The sequence below is a fragment of the Streptomyces sp. NPDC015220 genome, from assembly GCF_043079345.1.
Taxonomy (GTDB): Bacteria; Actinomycetota; Actinomycetes; order Streptomycetales; family Streptomycetaceae; genus Streptomyces.
This window is the reverse complement of record NZ_JBIBUK010000008.1, coordinates 98,803-120,593: the sequence shown is the minus strand read 5'-3', so window position 1 is coordinate 120,593 and position 21,791 is coordinate 98,803. Positions and strand designations below refer to the sequence as shown.

Annotated in this window: 18 protein-coding genes; 11 read left to right on the top strand and 7 right to left on the bottom strand. The window is 75.3% G+C overall.

Features of this window, described 5'->3' with window-relative positions; translation table 11 throughout:
- Positions 1–10 precede the first annotated feature (10 nt).
- The gene (locus tag ACF061_RS18720; RefSeq protein WP_392267980.1) at positions 11–1,024 is read right to left on the bottom strand and encodes a hydroxyacid dehydrogenase; all 1,014 of its coding nucleotides are present in this window, start codon (positions 1,022–1,024) and stop codon (positions 11–13) included.
- A 512-nt stretch (positions 1,025–1,536) separates the two neighbouring features.
- Here ACF061_RS18720 and ACF061_RS18715 point away from each other — a divergent pair.
- A complete protein-coding gene (locus tag ACF061_RS18715) occupies positions 1,537–3,123 on the top strand; it encodes a carboxylesterase/lipase family protein (RefSeq protein WP_392267979.1) in 1,587 nt (528 codons plus the stop codon).
- A 96-nt stretch (positions 3,124–3,219) separates the two neighbouring features.
- Here ACF061_RS18715 and mmuM read toward each other — a convergent pair whose 3' ends face one another.
- Positions 3,220–4,146, bottom strand: a complete 927-nt coding sequence (gene mmuM, locus ACF061_RS18710; RefSeq protein WP_392267978.1) for a homocysteine S-methyltransferase — start codon at positions 4,144–4,146, stop codon at positions 3,220–3,222.
- A gap of 456 nt (positions 4,147–4,602) precedes the next feature.
- On the opposite strand from mmuM, the gene ACF061_RS18705 reads away from it, so the two are divergent.
- The 4 genes from ACF061_RS18705 (at position 4,603) to ACF061_RS18690 (ending at position 6,217) form a co-directional block, all read left to right on the top strand.
- Positions 4,603–4,857, top strand: coding sequence for a hypothetical protein (locus ACF061_RS18705; protein ID WP_392267977.1), 255 nt, complete (start codon positions 4,603–4,605; stop codon positions 4,855–4,857).
- Positions 4,854–5,222, top strand: a complete 369-nt coding sequence (locus ACF061_RS18700) for a VOC family protein (RefSeq protein WP_392267976.1) — start codon at positions 4,854–4,856, stop codon at positions 5,220–5,222. Before ACF061_RS18705 ends, ACF061_RS18700 begins: the two co-directional genes overlap by 4 nt.
- A gap of 63 nt (positions 5,223–5,285) precedes the next feature.
- On the top strand, positions 5,286–5,456 hold the full coding sequence (locus tag ACF061_RS18695; protein WP_392267975.1) for a hypothetical protein: 171 nt from the start codon (positions 5,286–5,288) through the stop codon (positions 5,454–5,456).
- A complete protein-coding gene (locus tag ACF061_RS18690; RefSeq protein ID WP_392267974.1) occupies positions 5,453–6,217 on the top strand; it encodes an isocitrate lyase/phosphoenolpyruvate mutase family protein in 765 nt (254 codons plus the stop codon). Before ACF061_RS18695 ends, ACF061_RS18690 begins: the two co-directional genes overlap by 4 nt.
- A 312-nt stretch (positions 6,218–6,529) precedes the next feature.
- Here the strand turns inward: ACF061_RS18690 and ACF061_RS18685 are convergent, their stop codons facing one another.
- The gene (locus tag ACF061_RS18685) at positions 6,530–7,774 is read right to left on the bottom strand and encodes an FAD-binding protein (RefSeq protein WP_392267973.1); all 1,245 of its coding nucleotides are present in this window, start codon (positions 7,772–7,774) and stop codon (positions 6,530–6,532) included.
- Positions 7,775–7,983: 209 nt separating this feature from the next.
- Between ACF061_RS18685 and ACF061_RS18680 the strand changes: the two genes are divergently transcribed.
- The 3 genes from ACF061_RS18680 to ACF061_RS18670 all read left to right on the top strand — a co-directional run bounded on the left by ACF061_RS18680 (position 7,984) and on the right by ACF061_RS18670 (position 14,000).
- Entirely contained in the window at positions 7,984–9,345 is a 1,362-nt protein-coding gene (locus ACF061_RS18680; RefSeq protein WP_392267972.1) for a radical SAM protein, read from the top strand.
- A gap of 303 nt (positions 9,346–9,648) precedes the next feature.
- Positions 9,649–11,172: a cellulose binding domain-containing protein gene (locus ACF061_RS18675; RefSeq protein ID WP_392267971.1), complete on the top strand. Its 1,524-nt coding sequence runs from the start codon at positions 9,649–9,651 to the stop codon at positions 11,170–11,172.
- Positions 11,173–11,615: 443 nt separating this feature from the next.
- Positions 11,616–14,000 carry a phosphoketolase gene (locus ACF061_RS18670; protein WP_392267970.1) on the top strand — a complete coding sequence of 795 codons (2,385 nt, stop codon included), beginning with the start codon at positions 11,616–11,618 and terminating at the stop codon, positions 13,998–14,000.
- A gap of 338 nt (positions 14,001–14,338) precedes the next feature.
- On the opposite strand, the gene ACF061_RS18665 is transcribed toward ACF061_RS18670, so the two are convergent.
- The 4 genes from ACF061_RS18665 to ACF061_RS18650 form a co-directional block, all read right to left on the bottom strand.
- Positions 14,339–14,794, bottom strand: coding sequence for a Crp/Fnr family transcriptional regulator (locus tag ACF061_RS18665; RefSeq protein WP_392267969.1), 456 nt, complete (start codon positions 14,792–14,794; stop codon positions 14,339–14,341).
- Positions 14,795–15,111: 317 nt separating this feature from the next.
- Complete coding sequence (locus ACF061_RS18660; RefSeq protein WP_392267968.1) at positions 15,112–15,399, bottom strand: metal-sensitive transcriptional regulator; 288 nt, start codon at positions 15,397–15,399, stop codon at positions 15,112–15,114.
- Positions 15,400–15,699: 300 nt separating this feature from the next.
- Positions 15,700–17,421, bottom strand: a complete 1,722-nt coding sequence (locus tag ACF061_RS18655; RefSeq protein WP_392267967.1) for a DEAD/DEAH box helicase — start codon at positions 17,419–17,421, stop codon at positions 15,700–15,702.
- 88 nt (positions 17,422–17,509) lie between these two features.
- The gene (locus ACF061_RS18650) at positions 17,510–17,713 is read right to left on the bottom strand and encodes a cold-shock protein (protein ID WP_020943502.1); all 204 of its coding nucleotides are present in this window, start codon (positions 17,711–17,713) and stop codon (positions 17,510–17,512) included.
- Positions 17,714–18,393: 680 nt separating this feature from the next.
- Between ACF061_RS18650 and rsgA the strand changes: the two genes are divergently transcribed.
- The 3 genes from rsgA to ACF061_RS18635 all read left to right on the top strand — a co-directional run bounded on the left by rsgA (position 18,394) and on the right by ACF061_RS18635 (position 21,765).
- Positions 18,394–19,506 carry a ribosome small subunit-dependent GTPase A gene (gene rsgA / locus ACF061_RS18645; RefSeq protein ID WP_392267966.1) on the top strand — a complete coding sequence of 371 codons (1,113 nt, stop codon included), beginning with the start codon at positions 18,394–18,396 and terminating at the stop codon, positions 19,504–19,506.
- Positions 19,507–19,819: 313 nt separating this feature from the next.
- The gene (locus ACF061_RS18640) at positions 19,820–21,217 is read left to right on the top strand and encodes a DNA-3-methyladenine glycosylase 2 family protein (protein ID WP_392268128.1); all 1,398 of its coding nucleotides are present in this window, start codon (positions 19,820–19,822) and stop codon (positions 21,215–21,217) included.
- A complete protein-coding gene (locus ACF061_RS18635) occupies positions 21,214–21,765 on the top strand; it encodes a methylated-DNA--[protein]-cysteine S-methyltransferase (RefSeq protein WP_392267965.1) in 552 nt (183 codons plus the stop codon). Before ACF061_RS18640 ends, ACF061_RS18635 begins: the two co-directional genes overlap by 4 nt.
- Positions 21,766–21,791 lie beyond the last annotated feature (26 nt).

Sequence of the window (21,791 nt, the reverse complement as noted above, 5' to 3'; positions counted from 1 at the left end):
CCGACGGCGCTCACGCCACCCGGGTCAGGTCCGAGTGCCGTACCTCGTGGGCCGGTGGCAGGCCCGCGGCCAGGAGGTCCAGCTCGTCGGCGACGATCCGGCCCAGGCGCTCCAGTTCGTTACCGAGCGAACCCGCGAGGTGCGGGGTGAGGAAGACGTTCGGCAGCCGGTACAGCGGCGAGCCGGCGGGCAGCGGCTCGGGATCGGTGACGTCCAGGACCGCCCGCAGGCGGCCGGAGACCAGCTCCTCGGTGAGGGCCGCGTGGTCCACCAGCGCGCCCCGCGCGGTGTTGACCAGCACGCCGCCGTCCCGGATCAGACCCAGCCGGTGGCGGTCGAGCAGGTGCCGGGTCCCGGGCAGGTCCGGTGCGTGCAGGCTGACGATGTCGCTGCGGCGCAGCAGTTCCTCCAGCGGCACCGGCTCGGCGCCCAGCGCGGCGGCTTCGGCGGCGTCGACGTAGGGGTCGTGGAGCAGCACCTCGAAGTCGTACGGCCGCAGCAGCTCCAGCAGTCGGCGGCCCACCCGGGAGGCGCCGACGACCCCGACCCGGCGCCCCAGGTTGCCGATGGCGGCCGTCTCGTCGGGGGAGGGGTGGGCGTGCGTGACACGGAAGCGCTCACGATGGGTGAACACGTCCTTCCCGGCGAGCAGGATCATCGCGAGCGTGTACTCGGCGACCGGCAGCGCGTTGCCGGCGGCCGCGCTGGACACCACGATCCCGCGCTCCCACAGGGCCTCGCCGGCCAGTGGCCGGACGGATCCGGCGGAGTGCAGCACGGCGCGCAGCCGGGGCAGCGCGGCCAGCGCCGCCGCGTCCAGAGGGGGGCAGCCCCAGCCGGTGACCAGCACCTCGACCTCGGAGAGCCGGCCGGCCGCGGCAGGGTCGGCGAAGTCCCGCACGACGAACGCGGGATCGAGACCGGCCGTCCGTCGCAGCCGCGTCATCAGGTGCGGCGGGAAGAGCCGGGGCAGGTGCACCGGATCCATGGCGAACACGGCTTGGAGCGGCTGGGCGCTGGGCATGGTCCTCCTGGGCGGTGAACGCGGGAGACATAGGCGGAAAGCGTTTTCTGGACGGCTGAACGGTAGATCCGGTGCCGAGGGCCGGTCAATCGTCCGACGGACGGTGGACGGCGGACCCGGGGTGCGCGGCGCGGCCGGGGACCGGCCGGGCGCCCGGCGTGCGGGCGTGCGGCCGGGCTCGATCGGACGTACTGATGTTCGAATGCGGGGGTGTCCGGCCAAGGTCGGCCCGGCGTGCGGGCGTACGGGGGTGACGGGCGTGCGGGGGTGACGGGTGGCCGGGTGGGCTCCGGCGTCTGATCGGACGTACGTGCGAGCGCAGGGAGGTGGCCGACCGGGCCCCGGAGCCGTCGGGTACGCCGTACGGCCCCATGTCGGACCCGTGCGGCGGAATAGCGCGCGCTCCTGTGGTGCTCTGGTGACACCGGTGCACGAGAGCGCAGGAGCGTACACGCGGGACGGGCACGGAGAGCGAGCGCCGAGGGCGTGCGCGGCGAAGGGCTGGTGGGCGCATGACGGCAGACCAGACGGACCCCGTGGTCAGAACGCCTCATGGGGCGGTACGCGGAAGGTACGAGCACGGGGTGGCCGTGTTCCGCGGGATTCCGTACGCGGCGCCCCCGTTCGGCCCGCGCCGTTTCGGGCCGCCGGAGCCGCCCGAGCCGTGGGACGGGGTGCGCGAGGCGGCCGCCTACGGGCCGACCGCGCCGAAGCCGCCGTACTCGGAGGCCTTCGCCCAGTACTTGTCCGACCCCGTCGTGCCCGGCGACGACTGCCTCAACCTCAACGTGTGGACGCCCGATCCGGCGGCGGGCGCCCGGCTGCCCGTCCTGGTGTGGCTGCACGGCGGCGCGCTCACCCGCGGCTCGTCGGCCGTCCCCGTGTACGAGGGGTACGCCTTCGCACGTGACGGAGTCGTCCTCGTCTCCGTCAACTACCGGCTGGGCGTGGAGGGCTACGGGCTGTTCCCGGACGCCCCCGCCAACCCCGGACTGCGCGACCAGCTCGCCGCGCTGCGGTGGGTTGACGAGTCCATCGCGGCGTTCGGCGGGGACCCCGGCCGGATCACCCTGTGCGGCCAGTCGGCCGGCGCCATCAGCGTCGGCGCGCTCATCGCCGCCCCGCAGGCACAGGGGCTGTTCCGGCGCGCCGTTCTGCAGAGCGGACCGCCGGAGGCCGTCGAGCGGGACAAGGTGCGGCGGATGGTACGCCGGATGGCCGCCCGGCTGAGGGTGCCGGCCACCGCCGAGGCGTTCTCCGCCGTCGACCGTGAGCTGCTGCTGCGCACCCAGGCCGAGGTCGGCCGGCTCAGCAGCCCGGTCCTCGGCGGTCCGGCCTTCGGCATCGTCGTCGACGGCGACCTCGTGCCCCGCGACCCCCTTCAGGCGCTGGTGGACGGGGCTGCGGCGCGGGACGCCGACCTGCTCATGGGGTGGACCCGCGACGAGTACCGGCTGTGGCTGGTGCCGGGCGGTCTCCTCGAACGCGTGGACCGGCTCGGCCCGGTGGCCCTGGCCGGCGCCATGGCCCGCTGCCACTGCGGGCACGAGGTGGTCCGCGGCTACCGGTCCCTGCGGCCCCGGGCCGGCGCCGCCGAGACAGTCGGTCAACTGGTCACCGACCACCTGCTGCGCCGCCCGCTGCACCGCCTGGCCGACGCCCGTCCCGGCTCCTCGTACGTCTACGAGTTCGCCTGGCCCTCGCTCCTGCCCGACCTCGGCGCCTGTCACGCCCTGGAACTCGGCTTCGTCTTCGACACCGGCGACGTCCCGGACTCCCGCAGACTCGCCGGTGAGGGCGCCCCGCAGGAACTGGCGGACGCCATGCACGCCGCCTGGGTCCGCTTCGCCACCGACGGCGACCCCGGCTGGCCGGCCTGGGACCCGACCCACCCGGTACGGATCTTCGGCGACGGCCCCCCGCACACGGTCCACGGGCCCCGGGACGCGGAGATGGCCCTGTGGACGGCCGAGCCCGCGCCTCGTCCGGCACCGGCCGGCAGGTCCTCGGGTCCGGCCGACGCCTCCCCCGCCCGCGCCGCGGAGCTCCGCGCGGTGATCCGCCGCCTGCGCCGCACGGGCGGCGTCCACGACACCTGACAGGGGCCGCTGGCGCCGGGCCGGCGGCGGCAGGGGTGCGCGGCGCCCGGGGACGCCCGGTCGCGGCGGCGCGGTCCGCCGGCGACCGGAGGGCGGTCACGACCGCGTCAGCGTCCGGGCGATCTCCGCGATGGTCTCCGGGCCCACCCGGCAGCAGCCGCCGATCAGCCGGGCGCCGCGGGCGCGCCAGCGCTCGACCCGGGCGGGGGTGAAGGTGGAGCGGCCGTTCCAGGAGCGGGCCGCGGCGTTCCAGGTCTCGCCGCTGTTGGGGTAGACGACGACCGGCTTGCCGGTCACCCGTGACGCCGTCGCCACGGCGGCGTCCGCGTCCTCGGGCACGCAGCAGTTCACGCCGACCGCGATCACCTCCTCCGCGTCGGCGGCCGGCGCGAACGCCTCCTGAAGCGGCTGCCCGGCGCGGGTGCGCGGACCGTCGACCGTGTACGAGAGCCAGGCGGGCACGCCGAGCCCGCGCACCGCCCGCAGCAGGGCCCTCGCCTCGTCCGCGTCCGGGACGGTCTCCAGGGCCAGCACGTCGGGGCGGGCGGCGGCCAGCGCCTCCAGGCGCGGCCGGTGGAAGCGTTCCAGCTCGTCGACGGTCAGCCCGTAGCGGCCCCGGTACTCGGAGCCGTCCGCGAGCATCGCGCCGTAGGGTCCGGCCGACGCGGCCACCCAGAGCGGCCTCGTGACGCCCCGCGCACGCGCCTCGCGCACCGCCTCCCGGGCCAGCTCCACGCTCGACCCGATGAGTCCGGCGGCCCGCTCACGGCCGATCCCGCGTCCGGCGAACCCTTCGAAAGTGGCCTGGTAGCTGGCCGTGATCGCCACGTCCGCGCCCGCCGTGAAGTAGGCGAGGTGCGCCTCGACGACCGCCTCGGGGCGTTCGGCCAGCAGCCGCGCCGACCACAGCGCGTCGCCCAGGTCGTGCCCGGCCGACTCGAGCTGGTTGGACATGCCGCCGTCGAGCACGACCGGCCCGGCGGCGAGGGCCGACGCGAGGGCGGGGGCACGGTCGCTGGTCATGCGACCGACGGTAGTCGACCGGCCGCCGGTGCGGGACGGCCGTCCGACGCGCCCGGGGCCGCCCGGAGTCCCGTCGGCAGGCATTCGGCGCCCGGCGGCAGGGTACGTGGGGGAGGGCACGGTCGAACGAACGCACACGGATGAGCCCCTGGGGCGCCCCGTCCGGAACCGGGGCGCCCCAGGCCCGCGCCGGAAGGGAACCGCCGCCGACGTGGCTGCCGCCGCCCGGCCGCGGCCTCGGCCCGCGGCGCGGTGGCGGTGCGCGCCCATCCGGTGGCGGGCGCGGCCCCCGGTGCACCGGTGCCGATCACCGGGTGGCCGCGGCTGCGGGCGTACGAGCCGAACTCGCCCCCGCGCAGGACCTGTCGGATCCGCGGCCGGAGACGGAGCGGCATCCGAAAGCAGCGGTCGCAGTCACCGAGTCGGGCACGCACCGAGCCGGGGGTCCGGGGCCGGGTGCCCGGGGCGCCGCGGGAGCCGGCGGGCTCGGCGGTGAAGGGCGCGACGCTCGTCGTCGCCCTCGCCCTCGTCCGGCTCACCGGGGAACCGGACGCCGTGCCCCTCGCGGCCCTGGTGCCGGTCGTGGTGGAGGAGGTCCAGAATGCCGAAGCAACCGTCACCGCGAACGAGTTGAGCGTGTACTGGGTCACGGGACCCGCCGCGCGCTTCCGGCTCACCGTCTCGGGCGGCCCTGGCACAATCCCCGCATGACTTCAGCCATTCGCCATGTGACGATCGACTCCGCCGACGCCTACGCGCTGGCCGGTTTCTGGTCGCAGGTCCTCGGCCTGCCCGTGCACGAGGACTGCGGGCCGGGCTACGAGGAGGCGCTGATCGAGGGCGCCGGCCTGCTCTTCATCGCCGTGCCGGACACCAAGACGGTCAAGAACCGCATCCACCTCGACCTGCAACCGCAGGACCGCACCCGCGACGAGGAGGTCGAGCGGCTGCTCGGCCTCGGCGCCGCACTGGTCGACGACCGCCGCAACCCGGACGGCACCGGATGGGCGGTGCTCGCCGACCCGGAGGGCAACGAGTTCTGCGTGGAGCGCAGCGCGGGGGAACGGAAGGACTGACGACCGGGGCCGCCGGCGACACTTCGGCCGGCGCCGAAGTGATCGGCTCCTAGCGTTGCCGGTATGAGCGAGACCACGCACGACACCCCCGCCCGGATCCCGGCCGGCCGGCCGGACGCGCCCGCCGCGGGACGACCCGGCCACTCACCGGGCGGGGGCCGGGACTCCGGCGAACCCGTCCGTCACCCCGCCGGGCCCGCCGTCCGCGCCGACGCCGTGGGCGGCCGGTCATGACGGCCTTCGCCGACCTGCACCACGCCGGGTCACCCCTGTTGCTGCCCAACGCCTGGGACCACGCCTCCGCCCTGGCCCTCGCCGCCGCCGGCTTCCCGGCCGTGGGCACCACCAGTCTCGGGGTGGCCGCCTCCGCCGGGCTGCCCGACGGAGCCGCCGCGACCCGCGAGCACACCCTCCGGCTCGCGCTCGCGCTCGGCTCGCAGCCGTTCTGCCTCTCCGTCGACGCGGAGGGCGGGTTCAGCGACGATCCGGACGAAGTGGCGCACTTCGCACGCGAGTTGTGGGAGGCCGGTGCGGTCGGCGTCAACCTGGAGGACGGCTGCGGACCGACCGGGCGGCACGCCGCGAAGATCGCCGCCGTCAAGGCCGCCGTGCCCGGCCTGTTCGTCAACGCCCGTACGGACACGTACTGGCTGGGCCGCCCCGAAACGGTGACGGAGACGCTGAGCCGCCTCGACGCCTACCAGCAGGCGGGCGCCGACGGCGTGTTCGTGCCCGGACTCGGCGACCCGGAACCGATCGCCGCCCTGGTCGAACGCGTCGAGGTGCCCCTCAACGTCCTCTACGCGCCGGCCGGCCCCACCGTCGCCCAGCTCGCGGACCTCGGCGTACGCCGGGTCAGCCTCGGCTCGCTGCTGTACCGGCGGGCGCTCGGCGCCGCCGTGGAGACCATGACCGATGTCGCGGCCGGCCGAGTCCCGCGGGGCGCGGCTCCCTCGTACCAGGAGGTGCAGGCGCTCAGCGGCGCCGGAGACTGACCGGGGCCGGCGACGGGGCCGGCGCCCGCTCAACGCGTGGACGCCGCCTCGCGGGGCCAGTGGGTGAGTGCCGTGCGCAGGGCCTCGACGGCCTTGTCCCACGACTTCCACCCGGCCGGGACGGCGGCCGCTCGGACCGCCGCCGCACCACCGGGCGCGGACCGTCGTCGTACCGGCGCGCCCCGCCCGGGCCGCGAGCCGGCGGCCCCGGGGCGCGCGGGCCGTGGGATCCGGGGCGCGCGGGCCGTGGGATCCGGGGCGCGCGGGCGGTGTGATCCGGTGAGGGGGCCGGAGGAAGGCCGGCCGGGCGGGTCAGCCGCCGAGCAGGTCTCCTACGAACGCGTTGGTGAACTTCCCCGCCGGGTCCAGCTCGCCCACCAGGGCCCGGAAGTCGTCCAGCCGCGGATACCGCCCGCGCAGCGCGGCGGCCGGCACGGCGAACACCTTGCCCCAGTGGGGGCGCGGGCCGAAGGCGTCCAGCACCTCTTCCAGCCGCCGCACCACCGGCAGCACGGCCGCCACATCGTCGATCCAGGTGAAGTGCAGCGCGACCGTGTCCCGGGCGTGGCTCGGGCTCAGCCACTGCGGGTCGGCGGCGACGGTGCGCACCTCGCAGATCTGGAGCACCGGGGCGACGCTCTCCCGGACGAGGCGCACCGCGTGCAGCGCGTCGAGCGCGTGCTCGCGCGGCAGCAGGTACTCCGACTGGAGCTCGGCGCCGCTGCTCGGGGTGAACTCCGCGCGGAAGTGCGGCAGCCGCTCGTGCCACGGTCCGGGCACGCCGAGCTGCTCGGTGCAGTTCTCCGCGGGCATCCCGGGCACCGGGTGCAGCGCGACCTTCGCGGGCACCGCCCACGGGAAGCGGGGCAGCGGCTGGTCGGTGCGCCGCTTCAGCCACACTTGCCGGAAGCCAGGGTCCCGCCAGTCGGTGAACAGGCTGACGCTGTACGCGGCACCCGCCACGGCCTCGAAGTCCAGCCCGTCCAGCGGCAGTTCCGTGAACAGGTGCTGCTCCACCCCAAAGGCCGGTTCCAGGTCCAGGGTGAGCGCGGTGACGATCCCGAGCGCGCCGAGGGAGGTGACCGCCCCGTCGAACCGGGCGTCCCCGCGTGCGATCGTCACCGTCGATCCGTCCGCCGTGACCAGCTCCACCTCGCGCACGGCCGAGGCGAGCGGCCCGTTCGTCACGCCCGAGCCGTGGGTGCCGGTCGCCACCGAGCCGGCCACCGAGATGTGCGGCAGGGAGGCCATGTTGGGCAGCGCCAGCCCGTGCGCGTGTACCCGCCGGGCCAGCTCCGCGTACCGGACCCCGCCGCCGACCCGGACGGTGCGCGCAGACGTGTCGACGTCCACCTCGGGCGGCAGCGCGGCCGTCGAGAGCAGTACGCCGTCGGCTCCCGGGTCGGCGATCTCGTTGAAGGAGTGCCCGCTGCCCAGGGCGCGCACCTTCGCGCTGGCGGCGACCAGTGCCCGCAGCGCCCCGGCCGACTCCGGCCGGCGCACCTCACCGGCGGTGTAGGTGATGTTGCCGGCCCAGTTGGTGACGGTCCCGGTCATGTCGTCGTACCTCCCCATGGGTGTCGCCGGGCTCCGCCCGTACCGCGGGGGAGCCCATCCGACGACCGGCGGTCTGCCGGAATTTGTAAAGTGACAATACTAATGTCGGCGGGTCGTGTCGCGTGCCCGTAGGGGGACCCGGCACGGCCGGTCCCCGGGCGGGGGCATACCGTGAGGAGTCGTACGTACGAGCCGGGAGGAGAGACGGGATGGGCAGCCGTACCGCGCTGGTCGAGGATCTGATGGAGCGCTTCCCGCATGTGCCGCGGGAAGCGGTCTTCAAGGAGGACCTGCTGCGGGGTGGGGTGGCCTTCGACCCCTCCGCGCTCAGTGACAACGAGGGCGGCGAGGTCAAGCCGAAGTCGTACTTCATCTTCTCCTTCGACCACGGCACCCTGCCGGAGCTGGGCGAGGCGGCGCTGCGCCGCCCGCCGGAGGAGATCATCCTCACCGGCGGCCCCTACGACCTTCGGCGCACCGTGGTCTCCGTGCGGGTGAACCCCGCCTCGCCGTACCGGGTGGCCGCCGACGAGGAGGGGGTGCTCGGGCTCTACCTCGACGGGAAGCGGATCGCCGACGTCGGTGTGCCGCCCATGCCCGAGTACTACCGGCACACCCTCTCCAACGGGAAGTCCGTGATGGAGGTGGCCCCCACCATCCAGTGGGGCTATCTGATCTACCTCACCGTCTTCCGGGTGTGCCAGTACTTCGGCGCCAAGGAGGAGTGCCAGTACTGCGACATCAACCACAACTGGCGCCAGCACAAGGCGGCCGGCCGGCCGTACACGGGGGTGAAGGACGTCGAGGAGGTCCTCGAGGCCCTGGAGATCATCGACCGGTACGACACCCAGAAGGCGTCGACCGCCTACACCCTCACCGGCGGCGCCATCACCAAGACGGTCGCCGGGCGCGACGAGGCCGACTTCTACGGCCACTACGCCAAGGCCATCGAGGAGCGCTTCCCCGGCCGCTGGATCGGCAAGGTCGTCGCGCAGGCGCTGCCGAAGCCGGACGTGCAGCGGTTCAAGGACTACGGCGTGCAGATCTACCACCCCAACTTCGAGGTGTGGGACCGCCGTCTGTTCGAGCTGTACTGCCCCGGCAAGGAGCGCTACGTCGGCCGGGACGAGTGGCACCGGCGCATCCTCGACTCCGCCGACGTCTTCGGCGCGCGCAACGTCATCCCGAACTTCGTGGCGGGCGTGGAGATGGCCGAGCCGTTCGGCTTCACCACCGTCGACGAGGCCATCGCGTCCACCACCGAGGGCCTGCGCTTCTTCATGTCGCACGGCATCACGCCCCGCTTCACCACCTGGTGCCCGGAGCCCACCACCCCGCTGGGGAAGGCCAACCCGCAGGGCGCACCGCTGGAGTACCACATCCGGCTGCTGGAGGCCTACCGCGCCACCATGGACGACTTCGGCCTCTCCTCGCCCCCCGGCTACGGCCCGCCCGGACCGGGCCGCGCGGTCTTCTCGGTCAGCTCCTTCATGGACAGCCTCCCGGCGGACGAGACGGCCGGCGACGCGACGGGCGGGGGAGTGAAGCAGACGGCGGCCGAGAGCGCGTAGGGGGCGGTGCGCGGGAAGGGCTGAGGAGGCTCGAAGGGCGGAAGAGGCGCAGGAGCGCGGGAAGGGTGCGCGGGAGGCGCGAACGGGCCGGGGACGGTGTAGGTTTCCGGACACCGTGAGCCGGGGGCGGCGCCGGTCCGCATCACGGAGCGGAGCCGGGTGACCCGGTCCGCGTCACGGCATCCGAGGGCGAGCCTTGTCAGTTGTGCAGAAGGCGTGAAAGGCTCGGGCTCCGCCGAGACGCTCACCCAACTGCTCCTCTCGCGCCGCCAGTTGCCTCTCGCCCGTGGACGCAGGAGAGCCATGCCCGACCAGCCGAGCCCCCAGGACGCCACCGAGGCCGCGCTGGCCACCGAGTGCTGGGACGCGGTGCTCTCCTACGCCGACCTGTGCACGGCCGGTTCCACCGCGGCGCACCGACTGGCCACGGAGGCGTTCGCGCTCGGCGTGCGGGACCTGCGCTCCGCCGGCGACGCCGCGGCCCGGGGCCGTCGTACGCCCCGGCTGCCCGCCATCCCGCTGATGCTGACCGCGGTGCGCACCACTGCCGCGTCCTGGGAGACCGAGGGCCTGGGCCACCGGCTCGATCCGGATCTGCGGCTGTGGCTCAATTCCGACAGGGCCGCCCGTTACCCCGGCCCGCCGCCGCACCGCCCGCTGGCGCTGCGCGCCCTGCGGGACCTTCAGGAGGCGGACGCCGCGCTGCTGTGGCTGACCGAGGTGGAGGCGCTGCCGCCGGCCGTGGTGGCCCGCCGGCTCGGCCTCGACCCGGCGGCCGTCTCCGGGGAACTGGAACAGGTGCGGGTCCTGTTCCGGGACCGCTGCCACCGCAACCACCTCGACACCCCGATGGACGCGGGGTGCCGCAGCTACGCCCGGCTGCTGGACGCGGTCGCCCGGTCCGCCCCCGCCGCCGAGGCCCCCGAGGACCTCTCCCGGCACCTGGCCACCTGCGCGGAGTGCGCGGAGGCCGCCGCCTGCCTGCGGCTGCACGGCGGCGGGCTGCCCGCCGCGCTGGCCGGCGGTGTGATCGGCTGGGGCGGCCTCGCCTACCTGGAGCGCCGCCGCCGGGCCGCCGAGGCGCGCCTGGGCGCGAGCCGCCCCGCGGCCGGGACGGAGAGCGGCGAGCCGCGGGAGGACGGCGCGGGCCGGGCCCGAGTGGTGCGCGGCAGCCTGCTCGCGGCGGCCGTCGCGCTGTCCGCGCTGGCGCTGACCGTGTCCCTGATGCCGTTCGGCGGCTCGGCGGGCGACACCGCCCAGGGCGACGCCGGACGGCAGCCGGTCGCCGACCCCGGCGTCCTCCTGCCGTCCGCCGTTCCCTCGCCGGACCCGGACCCCGGCGCGGACCGGCACCCGGGCACGACCCCGGCGTCCACCCCCGCACCCCGGCAGCCGTCCACGGGCGGTACGGCGCCGGACGGCGACCGCGACGACCCCGCCCCGGAACCGCAGGGCGCCTCCTCGCCGACCGCCGACGGCGGGGACGCGACCGGCCGGGCCACCGGCGAACCGGCGGCCTGCCGGGTCCGCTACGACGTCGTCAGCCAGTGGACCGACGGCTTCCAGGCCACCGTCACCGTCACCACCGGCCGGTCCCTGGACGCCTGGCGGGTGGCCTGGTCCTTCCGCGACGGCCAGCACGTCGGCCAGATGTGGGACGCGTCCGTCGCCCAGAACGGCTCCAGGGTCACCGCCACCGCCGCCGGCTACAACGGGTCCGTGCCCGCGGGCGGCTCCCTCTCCTTCGGTTTCACCGGCTCCTGGCACGGCAGGAACTCCGCGGCGTACGACTTCACCCTCAACGGGCACGGCTGCCCCACGGCCTGACCGCGCGCCTCCCACGTCCTGACCGCGCGTCCCCCACGGCCCGAGCGCGCGCCTCCCACGGCCCGCTCCGGACGCGCGTGGTGGCGGCGCCGTGCCGGGGCGCCCCGCGGTCCGACGCGCGCCGCCGCCGCGGCCCCACGGCGTACGGCTCCCGTACGCCCCATCGCCCACCGACGAGGAGGCCCCGGGCCCACGGAGCGCGCCCCACCCGGCGGTGGCCCGGGATCCAGCCCGGGTGTCGGCCCGCGGTCCGGCCTCGGGGGCCGGTGCGTGCGCAGTCGTCGCGGGGTGCGGTCCGGCCGCCCGGTCCCGGAGGGTGACCCGAACGGCCCTGTCGGGTACCCGGGCGGCCACCGGAAGGTGGAGGGTGTGCCACGTGGGTGTGCCACGGGGCACGCGCTCGCAGCACCTTCGTCGCCGCTTCCCACCAGGAAGGAACCTCGATGTCCGCCGAGACCCAGCAGGCGCCCGCCGGACTCACGGACGAGGAGCTCGCCGGCCTGGACGCCCACTGGCGTGCAGCGAACTACCTCGCCGTCGGTCAGATCTACCTGATGGCCAATCCGCTGCTGACCGAGCCGCTGCGCCCGGAGCACGTCAAGCCGCGGCTGCTCGGCCACTGGGGCACCTCGCCCGGCCTCAACCTGGTCCACACGCACCTCAACCGCGTCATCAGCGCCCGCGACCTGAACGCCCTGTGCATCTGGGGCCCCGGCCACGGCGGCCCCGCCGTACTGGCCAACTCCTGGCTGGAGGGCACGTACACGGAGACGTACCCGGACGTCACCCGGGACGCGGCCGGCATGGCGCGGCTGTTCAAGCAGTTCTCGTTCCCCGGCGGGGTGCCCAGCCACGTCGCCCCCGAGACGCCCGGCTCCATCCACGAGGGCGGCGAGCTCGGCTACGCGCTCTCCCACGCCTACGGCGCCGCGTTCGACAACCCCGATCTGGTCGTGGCCTGCGTCATCGGCGACGGCGAGGCGGAGACCGGCCCGCTGGCCGCGTCCTGGCACTCCAACAAGTTCCTCGACCCGGTCGACGACGGCGCCGTCCTGCCGATCCTGCACCTCAACGGCTACAAGATCGCCAACCCGACGGTCCTGGCCCGGCTCCCCGAGGCCGAACTCGACGACCTGCTGAGGGGCTACGGCCACGACCCCCTCCACGTCACGGGCGACGACCCGGCCGCCGTCCACCGCGCCATGGCGCAGGCCATGGACACCGCCCTGGACCGCATCGCCGCCGTCCAGCGGGCCGCCCGCGAGGAGGGGGCCGCCGAACGGCCCCGCTGGCCGATGATCGTGCTGCGCACCCCCAAGGGCTGGACCGGACCGGCCGAGGTCGACGGCCTGCCCGTGGAAGGCACCTGGCGCGCCCACCAGGTCCCGCTCGCCGCCGTCCGGGACAACCCCGAGCACCTGCGGCAACTGGAGGCGTGGCTGCGTTCCTACCGGCCCGAGGAACTGTTCGACGAGCACGGCGCCCCGCGCGCGGCCGTACTGTCCGGCATCCCGCACGGCACCCGCCGGCTCGGCGCCACCCCGCACGCCAACGGCGGGCTCCTGCTGCGCGAACTGCCCCTGCCCCCGCTGGACAAGCACGCCGTCGCGGTCGACAAGCCCGGCGCCGGCCTGCACGAACCCACCCGCGTCCTCGGCGATCTGCTCAAGGACGTCATGCAGGCCACCGCCGGCCGACGGGACTTCCGCCTCGTCGGCCCCGACGAGACCGCCTCCAACCGCCTCCAGTCCGTGTACGCGGCCAGCGGCAAGGCCTGGCAGGCCAGGACCCTCGACGTCGACGAACACCTCGACCCGCACGGCCGGGTGATGGAGATCCTCTCCGAACACACCTGCCAGGGCTGGCTGGAGGGCTACCTGCTCACCGGCCGGCACGGACTGTTCTCCTGCTACGAGGCGTTCGTGCACATCGTCGACTCCATGGTCAACCAGCACATCAAGTGGCTGCGCACCACCCGGCGGCTGCCCTGGCGCGCCCCCGTCGCCTCCCTCAACTACCTGCTCACCTCGCACGTGTGGCGCCAGGACCACAACGGCTTCTCCCACCAGGATCCCGGCTTCGTCGACCACATCCTCAACAAGAGCCCGGAAGCCGTCCGCGTCTACTTCCCGCCGGACGCCAACACGCTGCTCTCCGTGGCCGACCACGCGCTGCGCAGCCGCGACTACGTCAACGTCATCGTCGCCGGCAAGCAGCCGTCCTTCGACTGGCTCTCCATGGAGCAGGCCACGGTGCACTGCGCACGCGGTGCGGGCGTCTGGGACTGGGCGGGCACCGAGGACGGCACCCGGGAGCCCGATGTCGTGCTGGGCTGCGCCGGCGACGTGCCGACCCAGGAGGTGCTGGCCGCCGCCCAGTTGCTGCGGCGCCACCTGCCCGAGCTGGCCGTGCGCGTGGTCAACGTGGTCGACATCGCCCGGCTGCTGCCCGCCGAGGAGCACCCGCACGGCATGAGCGACTTCGAGTACGACGGCCTGTTCACCACCGACAAGCCGGTGATCTTCGCCTACCACGGCTACCCGTGGCTGATCCACCGCCTCGCCTACCGGCGCGCCGGCCACCGCCACCTGCATGTGCGCGGCTACAAGGAGATCGGCACCACCACCACGCCGTTCGACATGGTCGTCAGCAACGACCTCGACCGCTACCGCCTGGTCATGGACGTCATCGACCGCGTCCCGGGCCTCGGGGTGCGCGCCGCGGCCGTACGCCAGCGGATGGAGGACACCAGGCTGCGCCACCACGCCTGGATCCGCGAGCACGGAGTGGACCTGCCCGAGGTCGCCGACTGGTCCTGGGACGGCTGAGGAGGGACCGGGGCGGCCCGCCCGGCGCGGGCCTCCTGCCCGGCGGGCGGGGCTCCTGGTCCGCGGCCCCGCCCGTCGGCACCGGAGGCGGCCGGGGGCGGCGCGCCGAACCGGGGCCGGAGCGTGCTCCCGGCCGGACCGGCGCAGGCCGTCACCGGCCCGGAAGAGGTGCGCCGGCTGGAGGAACAGGTGTTCTCCGCACCGTGGGCGGGCGGTCGGCGCACCCTGTGGGCGCGGATCGCCCCGCCCGGTTGACGGGCCGCCGGATCACCCCGGCCGAACCGTGGGACGCACCCGGTCGGCGGCCCGGTCGCCGAGCGGCTCCGGGCCGCTCCCGCTCACCGGCATCCGCTGCCGTAGGGGGCGTACAGGTCCAGCAGCCGGACCCGGGCGGCGTGCAGCCGGTGGGCGGCCACCCGGCCGACCCAGCAGGCGACCGCGCGGCCGAACTCGGGGTCCCGCGCGCACAGGGTCCGCACGGTGTCCGCGTCGAACTCGAACGCCCGTACCGGGGTCACGGCCTCGGCGCCCAACTGCCAGACGTACGGGGGGAAGTGCCAGGAACAGCCGACCAGTTCGCCGTGGCCCAGCGATTCGATCACGGCGGCCCGCCGGCCGGGGACGTGCAGGTCGAGGGCGACCGTCCCGGTCCGGACGATCCAGAACCGGTCGGCGTGCCGGCCCTCGTCGAACAGCCGGGTGCCGATCTCGAAGGACACCTCGCGGGCGAGACCGGTCAGCCGAGCGCGGTGTTCCGCCGGCAGTGCTCCGGTCAGCGTCGTGGTGGACGTCATCGCTGCCACTCCTTCGTTCTCCCTCGATCCCGTGTCGGACGCGGACCGCTGCCTACAGACTGCGTTCGCGGGCCGGGGCGGGCCACGGGCCGCAGGGCCCGCGGACGGGGACCTTCGGCCCCGCGGCGACAGCCCGGCGACGACACCGACCGGCAGGGGACGCCGCCGACCGTCAGGGGACGGCGCCGACCGTCAGGGGACGGCGCACGGCGGGGCGGCGGTCCCGGAGTCGGGGCGGTGGGGCGATGGGGCGGCGGCGCGGTGTGTGCCGGGTGCGCCGGGTCCGTCGACCCGACGGACCCGGCGGCCGCCCGCCCTCACGCCAGCGACAGGAACAACTTCTCCATACGGGCCCGGACCAGCGCGGCGTCCTCGCCGTTCGTCCGGCCGGACTCGATGTCGGCCACGCACTTCTGCAGGCCGGTGGCGATGATGGCGAAACCGGCGCGGTCCAGGGCACGGGAGGCGGCGGCGAGTTGTGTGACGACCTCCTCGCAGTCCCGTCCCTCCTCGATCATCCGGATCACCCCGGAGATCTGGCCCTGCGCGCGGCGCAGCCGGTTCAGCACGGCCTTGAGGTCGTTGCCCTCGAGCTCCAGATCCACGATCACTCCTCGCGAAATACCCCTGGGGGTACTGTACGTCCCGGTTCGGGACGACGTCGACCACCTGCCGCCACGCCCCGACCCCTCGATGATCCCCGCCCGCACCGACACCCGCGGTACGGCCGGCCTGCTCGGGAGGCCGCCCGCGACCGGCCGCGCTCGGCCCGGTCCGACGCCACGCCCAAGGCGCCGCGCGGCGGGTGAGCAGCCCTCGTCGAGGATTCTCCTCGCCCGCCCGCGCCTCCGCGGCCCTCCTCGCGCCCGTTCTCCCGCTCCGGCCGGGACGAGGGCCGGTCGCGGCTACTGGCCGGCCGTGGTGCGGCGGCCGCCTCGACGGTCGCCGCCGCGGCCACCGGAGCCGCCCTTGGCGCCGTCGGCCGTCGTACGCCGACGGGATCCGCGGGCGTCCTTGCCGGCCGGGGCGCCGTTCGCCGTACCGGCCGCGGCTCGGCGGTCGCCGCCGCGGCCGCCCGCCCCGACGGCACCCGCGGCCCCGGCCGCTTTCGCGCGGGGCGCGGAGCCGCGCCCGCCGGCCGCGGAGGTGCGACCGGTCGCCGTCGTCCCGGTGGTGGCCCGGGGGCCCGAGCCGCGGCCGGCCGTCACCGGGGCGGCATCCGTCACCGCTCCGGGGCCGCCGCCGGTTCGGCGTCGGCGGCCGGACCGCCTGCCGCGCTCGGTGCCGGCCTTCCGGTCCGGGCGGGCCGCCGCCGGAGCCGCCGGCTGGGGGATCTCGATGGTGACGGGCACACCGGAAGGCTCGCGGGCGCCGGTGATGGTGGCCAGTTCCGCGTCGCTCGACCTGACGCGGGCCGTTCGGGGGCGGACGCCCGCGTCCGACATGAGCCGGGTGACGTCCCGTTTCTGCTCGGGCAGGACCAGAGTGACCACACTGCCGGAACTGCCGGCGCGGGCCGTGCGTCCGCCCCGGTGCAGGTAGTCCTTGTGGTCGGTGGGCGGATCGACGTTCACGACGAGGTCGAGGTCGTCGACGTGTATGCCCCGGGCCGCGACGTTCGTCGCCACCAGCGCGGTGACCTGGCCGTTCTTGAACTGTTCCAGGGTGCGGTTGCGCTGCGGCTGGGAGCGGCCTCCGTGCAGCGCCGCCGCGCGGACACCGACGGACAGGAGCCGTTTGGCGAGCCGGTCGGCGGACCTCTTGGTGTCGAGGAACAGGATGACCCGGCCGTCACGGGCCGCGATGCGCGTGGTGACCGCCTTCTTGTCGGTCTCGTCCTGGACGTGGAGCACATGGTGCTCCATGGTGGTCACCGCCCCCGCGGACGGGTCCACGGAGTGCACCACGGGGTCGCTCAGGAACTGCTGCACCAGGCGGTCGATGTTGCGGTCCAGGGTGGCCGAGAAGAGCATGCGCTGTCCGTCGGGCCGTACCTGCCGGATCAGCTTGGTGATCTGCGGCAGGAAGCCCATGTCGGTCATCTGGTCGGCTTCGTCCAGCACGGTGATGCGCACCTGGTCGAGCACGCAGTCCCCGCGTTCCACCAGGTCGTTGAGCCGGCCCGGGGTCGCCACGAGCACCTCGGCGCCGCGCCGGAGCGCATCGGCCTGCCGGGTGAGGGACAGCCCGCCGACCACGGTGGCCAGCCGGAGGCCGACCGCCGTCGCGTAGGGGGTCAGCGCGTCGGTCACCTGCTGGGCGAGTTCACGGGTGGGCACCAGCACGAGGACGAGGGGCGCCTTGGACCGCGCGCGCAGTCCGGCCGTGCGGGCCAGGAGCGCGAGTCCGAACGCGAGGGTCTTGCCGGAGCCGGTGCGTCCCCGTCCCAGCAGGTCACGGCCGGCGAGCGAGTTGGGCAGCGTGGCGGCCTGGATGGGGAAGGGGGTGGTGACGCCCTGCGCGGTGAGGGCCTCCAGCAGCCCCGCGGGCAGGCCCATGCCGGCGAAGTCCTCCACGCCGGGGAGTGCCGGGGTCGTGCTCTCCGGGAGCCGGAATTCCCTCGGCGACGACGCGGGCGGTGGAGATGACGAGGCACGCCGGTTCGGCTTCTGGGGCCTGCGGGACATGTGGGTTCTCTGCCTTCCTGGAAACAGCACAAACCGGGGTCCGCACCATGACGGTGCGGACCCCGGTGAGCGGATACGCGTCCGGCGATCAGGCGGGGACGATGTTCTCCGCCTGCGGGCCCTTCTGGCCCTGCGTGACGTCGAAGGAGACCCGCTGGCCCTCCTGGAGCTCACGGAAGCCCTGCGTCGCGATGTTCGAGTAGTGGGCGAAGACGTCGGGGCCGCCGCCGTCCTGCGCGATGAAGCCGAAACCCTTTTCAGAGTTGAACCACTTCACGGTTCCCTGTGCCATGACCTTCTCCGTTCTGTAGGCAGAGGCCCCATCCGGAGATGCCGGAAAACAAATAATGCGCCTGAAGGGAAAGCATTCCTGTCAGGCGCACATAGGTTCATGGGTACCACAACTGCAACTCCGCCACCGTAACACAACTCGGCGGGCCGCGGGTGGATCACCCGTGCCGTGCGGGGACTCCCCGGACCCGTCGGGTGATCGTGACGTCCGCCCGGCCGCCGCCTCCGCACGCCCGGGGCGCGAGGCCGGGCGGGCGCGGGGCGCGGGGAGTGGGGTCGGGCGGGCGCGGGGCGCGAGGCCGGGCGGGCGCGGGGCGCGGGGAGTGGGGTCGGGCGGGCGCGGGGCGCGGGGCGCGAGGCCGGGCGGGCGCGGGGCGCGGGGAGTGGGGCCGGGCGGGCGCGGGGCGCGAGGCCGGGCGGGCGCGGGGCCGTGCGGGCGCGGGCGCGTAAATCGGTGGCACTCGCGGGCGGACCGCTCTACGGTGAGGACCGCTTCGCACGGCGGCCGTCGGCCGCCGCTGTCGACCGGGCGAGGAACGGGAGGTGTGACCGATGGCTGTCTCCGCGATGGGCGCTGTCCGCGACCAGAAGACCATCCACTCCACCTCCGTGGCCTCCGGCTGACCTCTACCACGGCGCACACGTGCGCGGAGCCGGGGCCGTCCTCGTGAAGGGTCCCCCTTGAACCTCTCTTCTCCTCCGGCTTCTTCCGCTTCGTCCCACCCCCTGGCCCCGTACGGCTGGGACGCGGGCTGGGAATCCGAGTTCGCCCCCCACGCCGAGCGGGGTCTCCTGCCCGGCCGTGTCGTCCGCGTCGACCGCGGCCAGTGCGACGTCGTCACACCGGGCGGCGTCGTCCGTGCCGACACCGAGTTCGTCGTCCCCCGTGACCCCATGAGGGTCGTGTGCACGGGGGACTGGGCCGCCCTCGACCCCGAGGGCGGTGATCCGCGCTATGTGCGGACGCTGCTGCCGCGGCGCACCGCCTTCGTGCGGTCGACCTCGTCCAAGCGGTCCGAGGGGCAGATCCTCGCCGCCAACGTGGACCACGCGGTCGTCGCGGTGTCCCTCGCCGTCGAACTCGACCTCGGTCGCATCGAGCGGTTCCTGGCGCTGGCCTGGGAGTCGGGGGCGCAGCCGCTGGTCGTGCTGACCAAGGCGGACCTCGTCGCGGACGCGGTGGGACTGTCGTACCTCGTCCAGGACGTGGAGACCACGGCGCCCGGGGTGCCGGTGCTGCCGGTGAGCGCCCTGACCGGGGACGGACTCGACGTGCTCGCCGCCACCGTGGCCGGCGGGACCTCGGTGCTGCTCGGGCAGTCCGGGGCCGGCAAGTCGACCCTCGCCAACACGCTGATCGGCGCCGACGTGATGGACGTCCGGCACAACCGGGACGTCGACGGCAAGGGCCGGCACACGACCACCACCCGCAACCTGCTCGTCCTGCCGGGCGGCGGCGTGCTGATCGACACGCCGGGGCTGCGCGGGGTCGGCCTGTACGACGCCGGGAACGGGGTCGGGCAGGTGTTCGCCGAGATCGAGGGACTGGCCGAACGGTGCCGGTTCCAGGACTGCGGCCACGACAGCGAGCCCGGATGCGCGGTGCTGGCCGCCATCGACGCCGGTGAGCTGCCCGAGCGCCGGCTGGAGAGCTACCGCAAGCTGGTGCGCGAGAACCAGTGGATCGCCGCCAAGACCGACGCGAGGGTGCGCGCGGAGATCCGGCGGGACTGGAAGCGCAAGGGCGCCGAGGGCCGCGCCGCCATGCAGGCCAAGCGGGGCCGGTGGCACTAGCCGGACGGGCCGCGCAACCTGGCCCGGCGCCCGGCCGGGCTCCCCTCGGCCGGGCGCCGGGTGCCGGGCTCCTGGGCTGGTCCGCGGGGCTCTCCGGCCGGTCCGCTGAGTGTCTGGGCTGATCGCGGGGTTCCCCGGCCGGCGCCCGGGATCCTCGGCGGCCCGCCGGGTTCCCCGGCAGCGCGCGGGGCCCTTCCGTGGTTCGGCTCTCCGTGGGGCTCCTCCGGGCCGTCGGCGGATCCCTGCCGTCGTCAGCGCCGTGTCCGATTTCCGCCAGCGACGCCCCCGGCGAGGGCGGACACTGGACAGCGTGATGGACGAGGACAGCAGGTACGAGGCGGTGCGCAGCCGGGACGGCCGGTTCGACGGGGAGTTCTTCTTCGCCGTCGAGACCACCGGCATCTACTGCCGTCCCAGCTGTCCCGCCGTGACACCGAAGCGGCACAACGTGCGCTACTTCGCCACGGCCGCCGCCGCCCAGGGCGCGGGGTTCCGCGCCTGCCGGCGGTGCCGGCCGGACGCGGTGCCCGGCTCCGCCGGGTGGAACGTGCGCGCGGACGTCGTCGGACGGGCCATGCGGCTGATCGGGGACGGCGTGATCGACCGGGAGGGCGTCTCCGGGCTCGCCGCGCGGCTCGGCTACAGCGCGCGGCAGGTGCAGCGGCAGCTCACCGCCGAACTCGGCGCCGGGCCCGTCGCGCTGGCCCGGGCCCAGCGGGCGCACACCGCGCGCGTCCTGCTGCAGACCACCCGGCTGCCGGTGACGCAGATCGCTTTCGCGGCCGGGTTCGCCAGTGTGCGGCAGTTCAACGACACCATCCGCGCCGCCTACGCGGCGACCCCGAGCGAACTGCGGGCCGCCGCGCCCCGCACCCGCCACCGCCGGGCCGCCGCACCCACCGCCGGGATACCGCTGCGGCTCGCCCACCGGGGCCCGTACCAGGCCGGTCCCGTCTTCGACCTGCTCCAGCGCGAGGCCGTGCCCGGCGTCGAGGAGATCGACGGCGCACCCGGCCGCCGGACGTACCGGCGCACCCTGCGGCTGCCCTACGGCACCGGGATCGTCGCCGTCCACGAACGTCCCGGAGCGCCGAGGGCCGGGCCGGGCACCCACCCGGGCGGCTGGCTGGAGGGCCGGCTGCACCTGACCGACCCGCGTGACCTGACCACGGCCGTGCAGCGGCTGCGGCGGCTGTTCGACCTCGACGCCGACCCGTACGCCGTCGACGAGCGGCTCGGCGCGGACCGCGGGCTGGCGCCGCTGGTCGCGGCCCGCCCGGGACTGCGCTCGCCGGGCGCCGCGGACCCGGAGGAGGCGGCGGTACGGGCACTGGTCGGCCCGGCGCCGGCGGGGGAGCTGGTGCGGCGCTACGGGAAGGCGCTGGACGCCCCCTGCGGCACCCTCACCCACCTGTTCCCCGAGCCCGCCGTGCTCGCCGAGGCCGAGCCGCACGGCGCCCTGGGCGCCCTGGCAGCCGCCCTCGCCGACGGCACCGTCCGGCTGGACCCGGGCGCCGACCGGGACGACGCGCGGCGGGCGCTGCTCGCCCTGCCCGGCCTGGACGCCGCCACGGTCGCGGCCATCCGCACCCGCGCCCTCGGCGACCCCGACGTGGCCCCGCCCGACGCGGACGCCCCGGACAGTTGGCGCCCTTGGCGCTCGTACGCCCTGCACCACCTTCGTGCCGCAGGGGAGTTGGAGATCAGATGACCATGACCACCGAAACGACGACGTACTGGACGCGGCTCGACAGCCCCCTCGGCGCGCTGCTCCTCACCGCCGACGGAGCGGGCGCCCTGACGTCCCTGTCCGTGCCCGGCCAGAAGGGCGGGCGCACGGTCAAGGACGGCTGGCGGCGCGATACCGGCCCGTTCCGGACGGCCGAGGAACAGCTTCGGGCCTACTTCGCCGGTGAACTCAAGGACTTCACGCTGCCGATGAGCAGCGCCGGCACGGAGTTCCGGGAACGGGTGTGGGCCGCCCTGGACACCGTTCCGTACGGGGTGACCACGACGTACGGCGAGATCGCCGCGAGGATCGGCGCCTCCCGCGCCGCCGTACGCGCCGTCGGCGGCGCCATCGGCGCCAACCCCCTCCTGGTGCTGCGCCCCTGCCACCGGGTGATCGGCGCCGACGGCTCGCTCACCGGCTACGCGGGCGGCCTGGAACGGAAGGTGCGGCTGCTCGCCCTGGAGGGGGCGCTCGCCGCCGCCGTCCCCCTGGAGTTGCCGGAGCTCCCGGAGTCCGCGGACCGGTGAGCGCGGAGCGGGTGGTCGGTGCCGCC

Excerpts from the sequence above, each read along its gene's own strand:
- ACF061_RS18720 (WP_392267980.1), bottom strand. The coding sequence starts at position 1,024 with ATGCCCAGCGCCCAGCCGCTCCAAGCCGTGTTCGCCATGGATCCGGTG.
- ACF061_RS18715 (WP_392267979.1), top strand. The coding sequence starts at position 1,537 with ATGACGGCAGACCAGACGGACCCCGTGGTCAGAACGCCTCATGGGGCG.
- mmuM (WP_392267978.1), bottom strand. The coding sequence starts at position 4,146 with ATGACCAGCGACCGTGCCCCCGCCCTCGCGTCGGCCCTCGCCGCCGGG.
- ACF061_RS18700 (WP_392267976.1), top strand. The coding sequence starts at position 4,854 with ATGACTTCAGCCATTCGCCATGTGACGATCGACTCCGCCGACGCCTAC.
- ACF061_RS18695 (WP_392267975.1), top strand. The coding sequence starts at position 5,286 with ATGAGCGAGACCACGCACGACACCCCCGCCCGGATCCCGGCCGGCCGG.
- ACF061_RS18690 (WP_392267974.1), top strand. The coding sequence starts at position 5,453 with ATGACGGCCTTCGCCGACCTGCACCACGCCGGGTCACCCCTGTTGCTG.
- ACF061_RS18685 (WP_392267973.1), bottom strand. The coding sequence starts at position 7,774 with ATGACCGGGACCGTCACCAACTGGGCCGGCAACATCACCTACACCGCC.
- ACF061_RS18680 (WP_392267972.1), top strand. The coding sequence starts at position 7,984 with ATGGGCAGCCGTACCGCGCTGGTCGAGGATCTGATGGAGCGCTTCCCG.
- ACF061_RS18675 (WP_392267971.1), top strand. The coding sequence starts at position 9,649 with ATGCCCGACCAGCCGAGCCCCCAGGACGCCACCGAGGCCGCGCTGGCC.
- ACF061_RS18670 (WP_392267970.1), top strand. The coding sequence starts at position 11,616 with ATGTCCGCCGAGACCCAGCAGGCGCCCGCCGGACTCACGGACGAGGAG.
- ACF061_RS18665 (WP_392267969.1), bottom strand. The coding sequence starts at position 14,794 with ATGACGTCCACCACGACGCTGACCGGAGCACTGCCGGCGGAACACCGC.
- ACF061_RS18655 (WP_392267967.1), bottom strand. The coding sequence starts at position 17,421 with ATGTCCCGCAGGCCCCAGAAGCCGAACCGGCGTGCCTCGTCATCTCCA.
- ACF061_RS18650 (WP_020943502.1), bottom strand. The coding sequence starts at position 17,713 with ATGGCACAGGGAACCGTGAAGTGGTTCAACTCTGAAAAGGGTTTCGGC.
- ACF061_RS18640 (WP_392268128.1), top strand. The coding sequence starts at position 19,820 with ATGGACGAGGACAGCAGGTACGAGGCGGTGCGCAGCCGGGACGGCCGG.
- ACF061_RS18635 (WP_392267965.1), top strand. The coding sequence starts at position 21,214 with ATGACCATGACCACCGAAACGACGACGTACTGGACGCGGCTCGACAGC.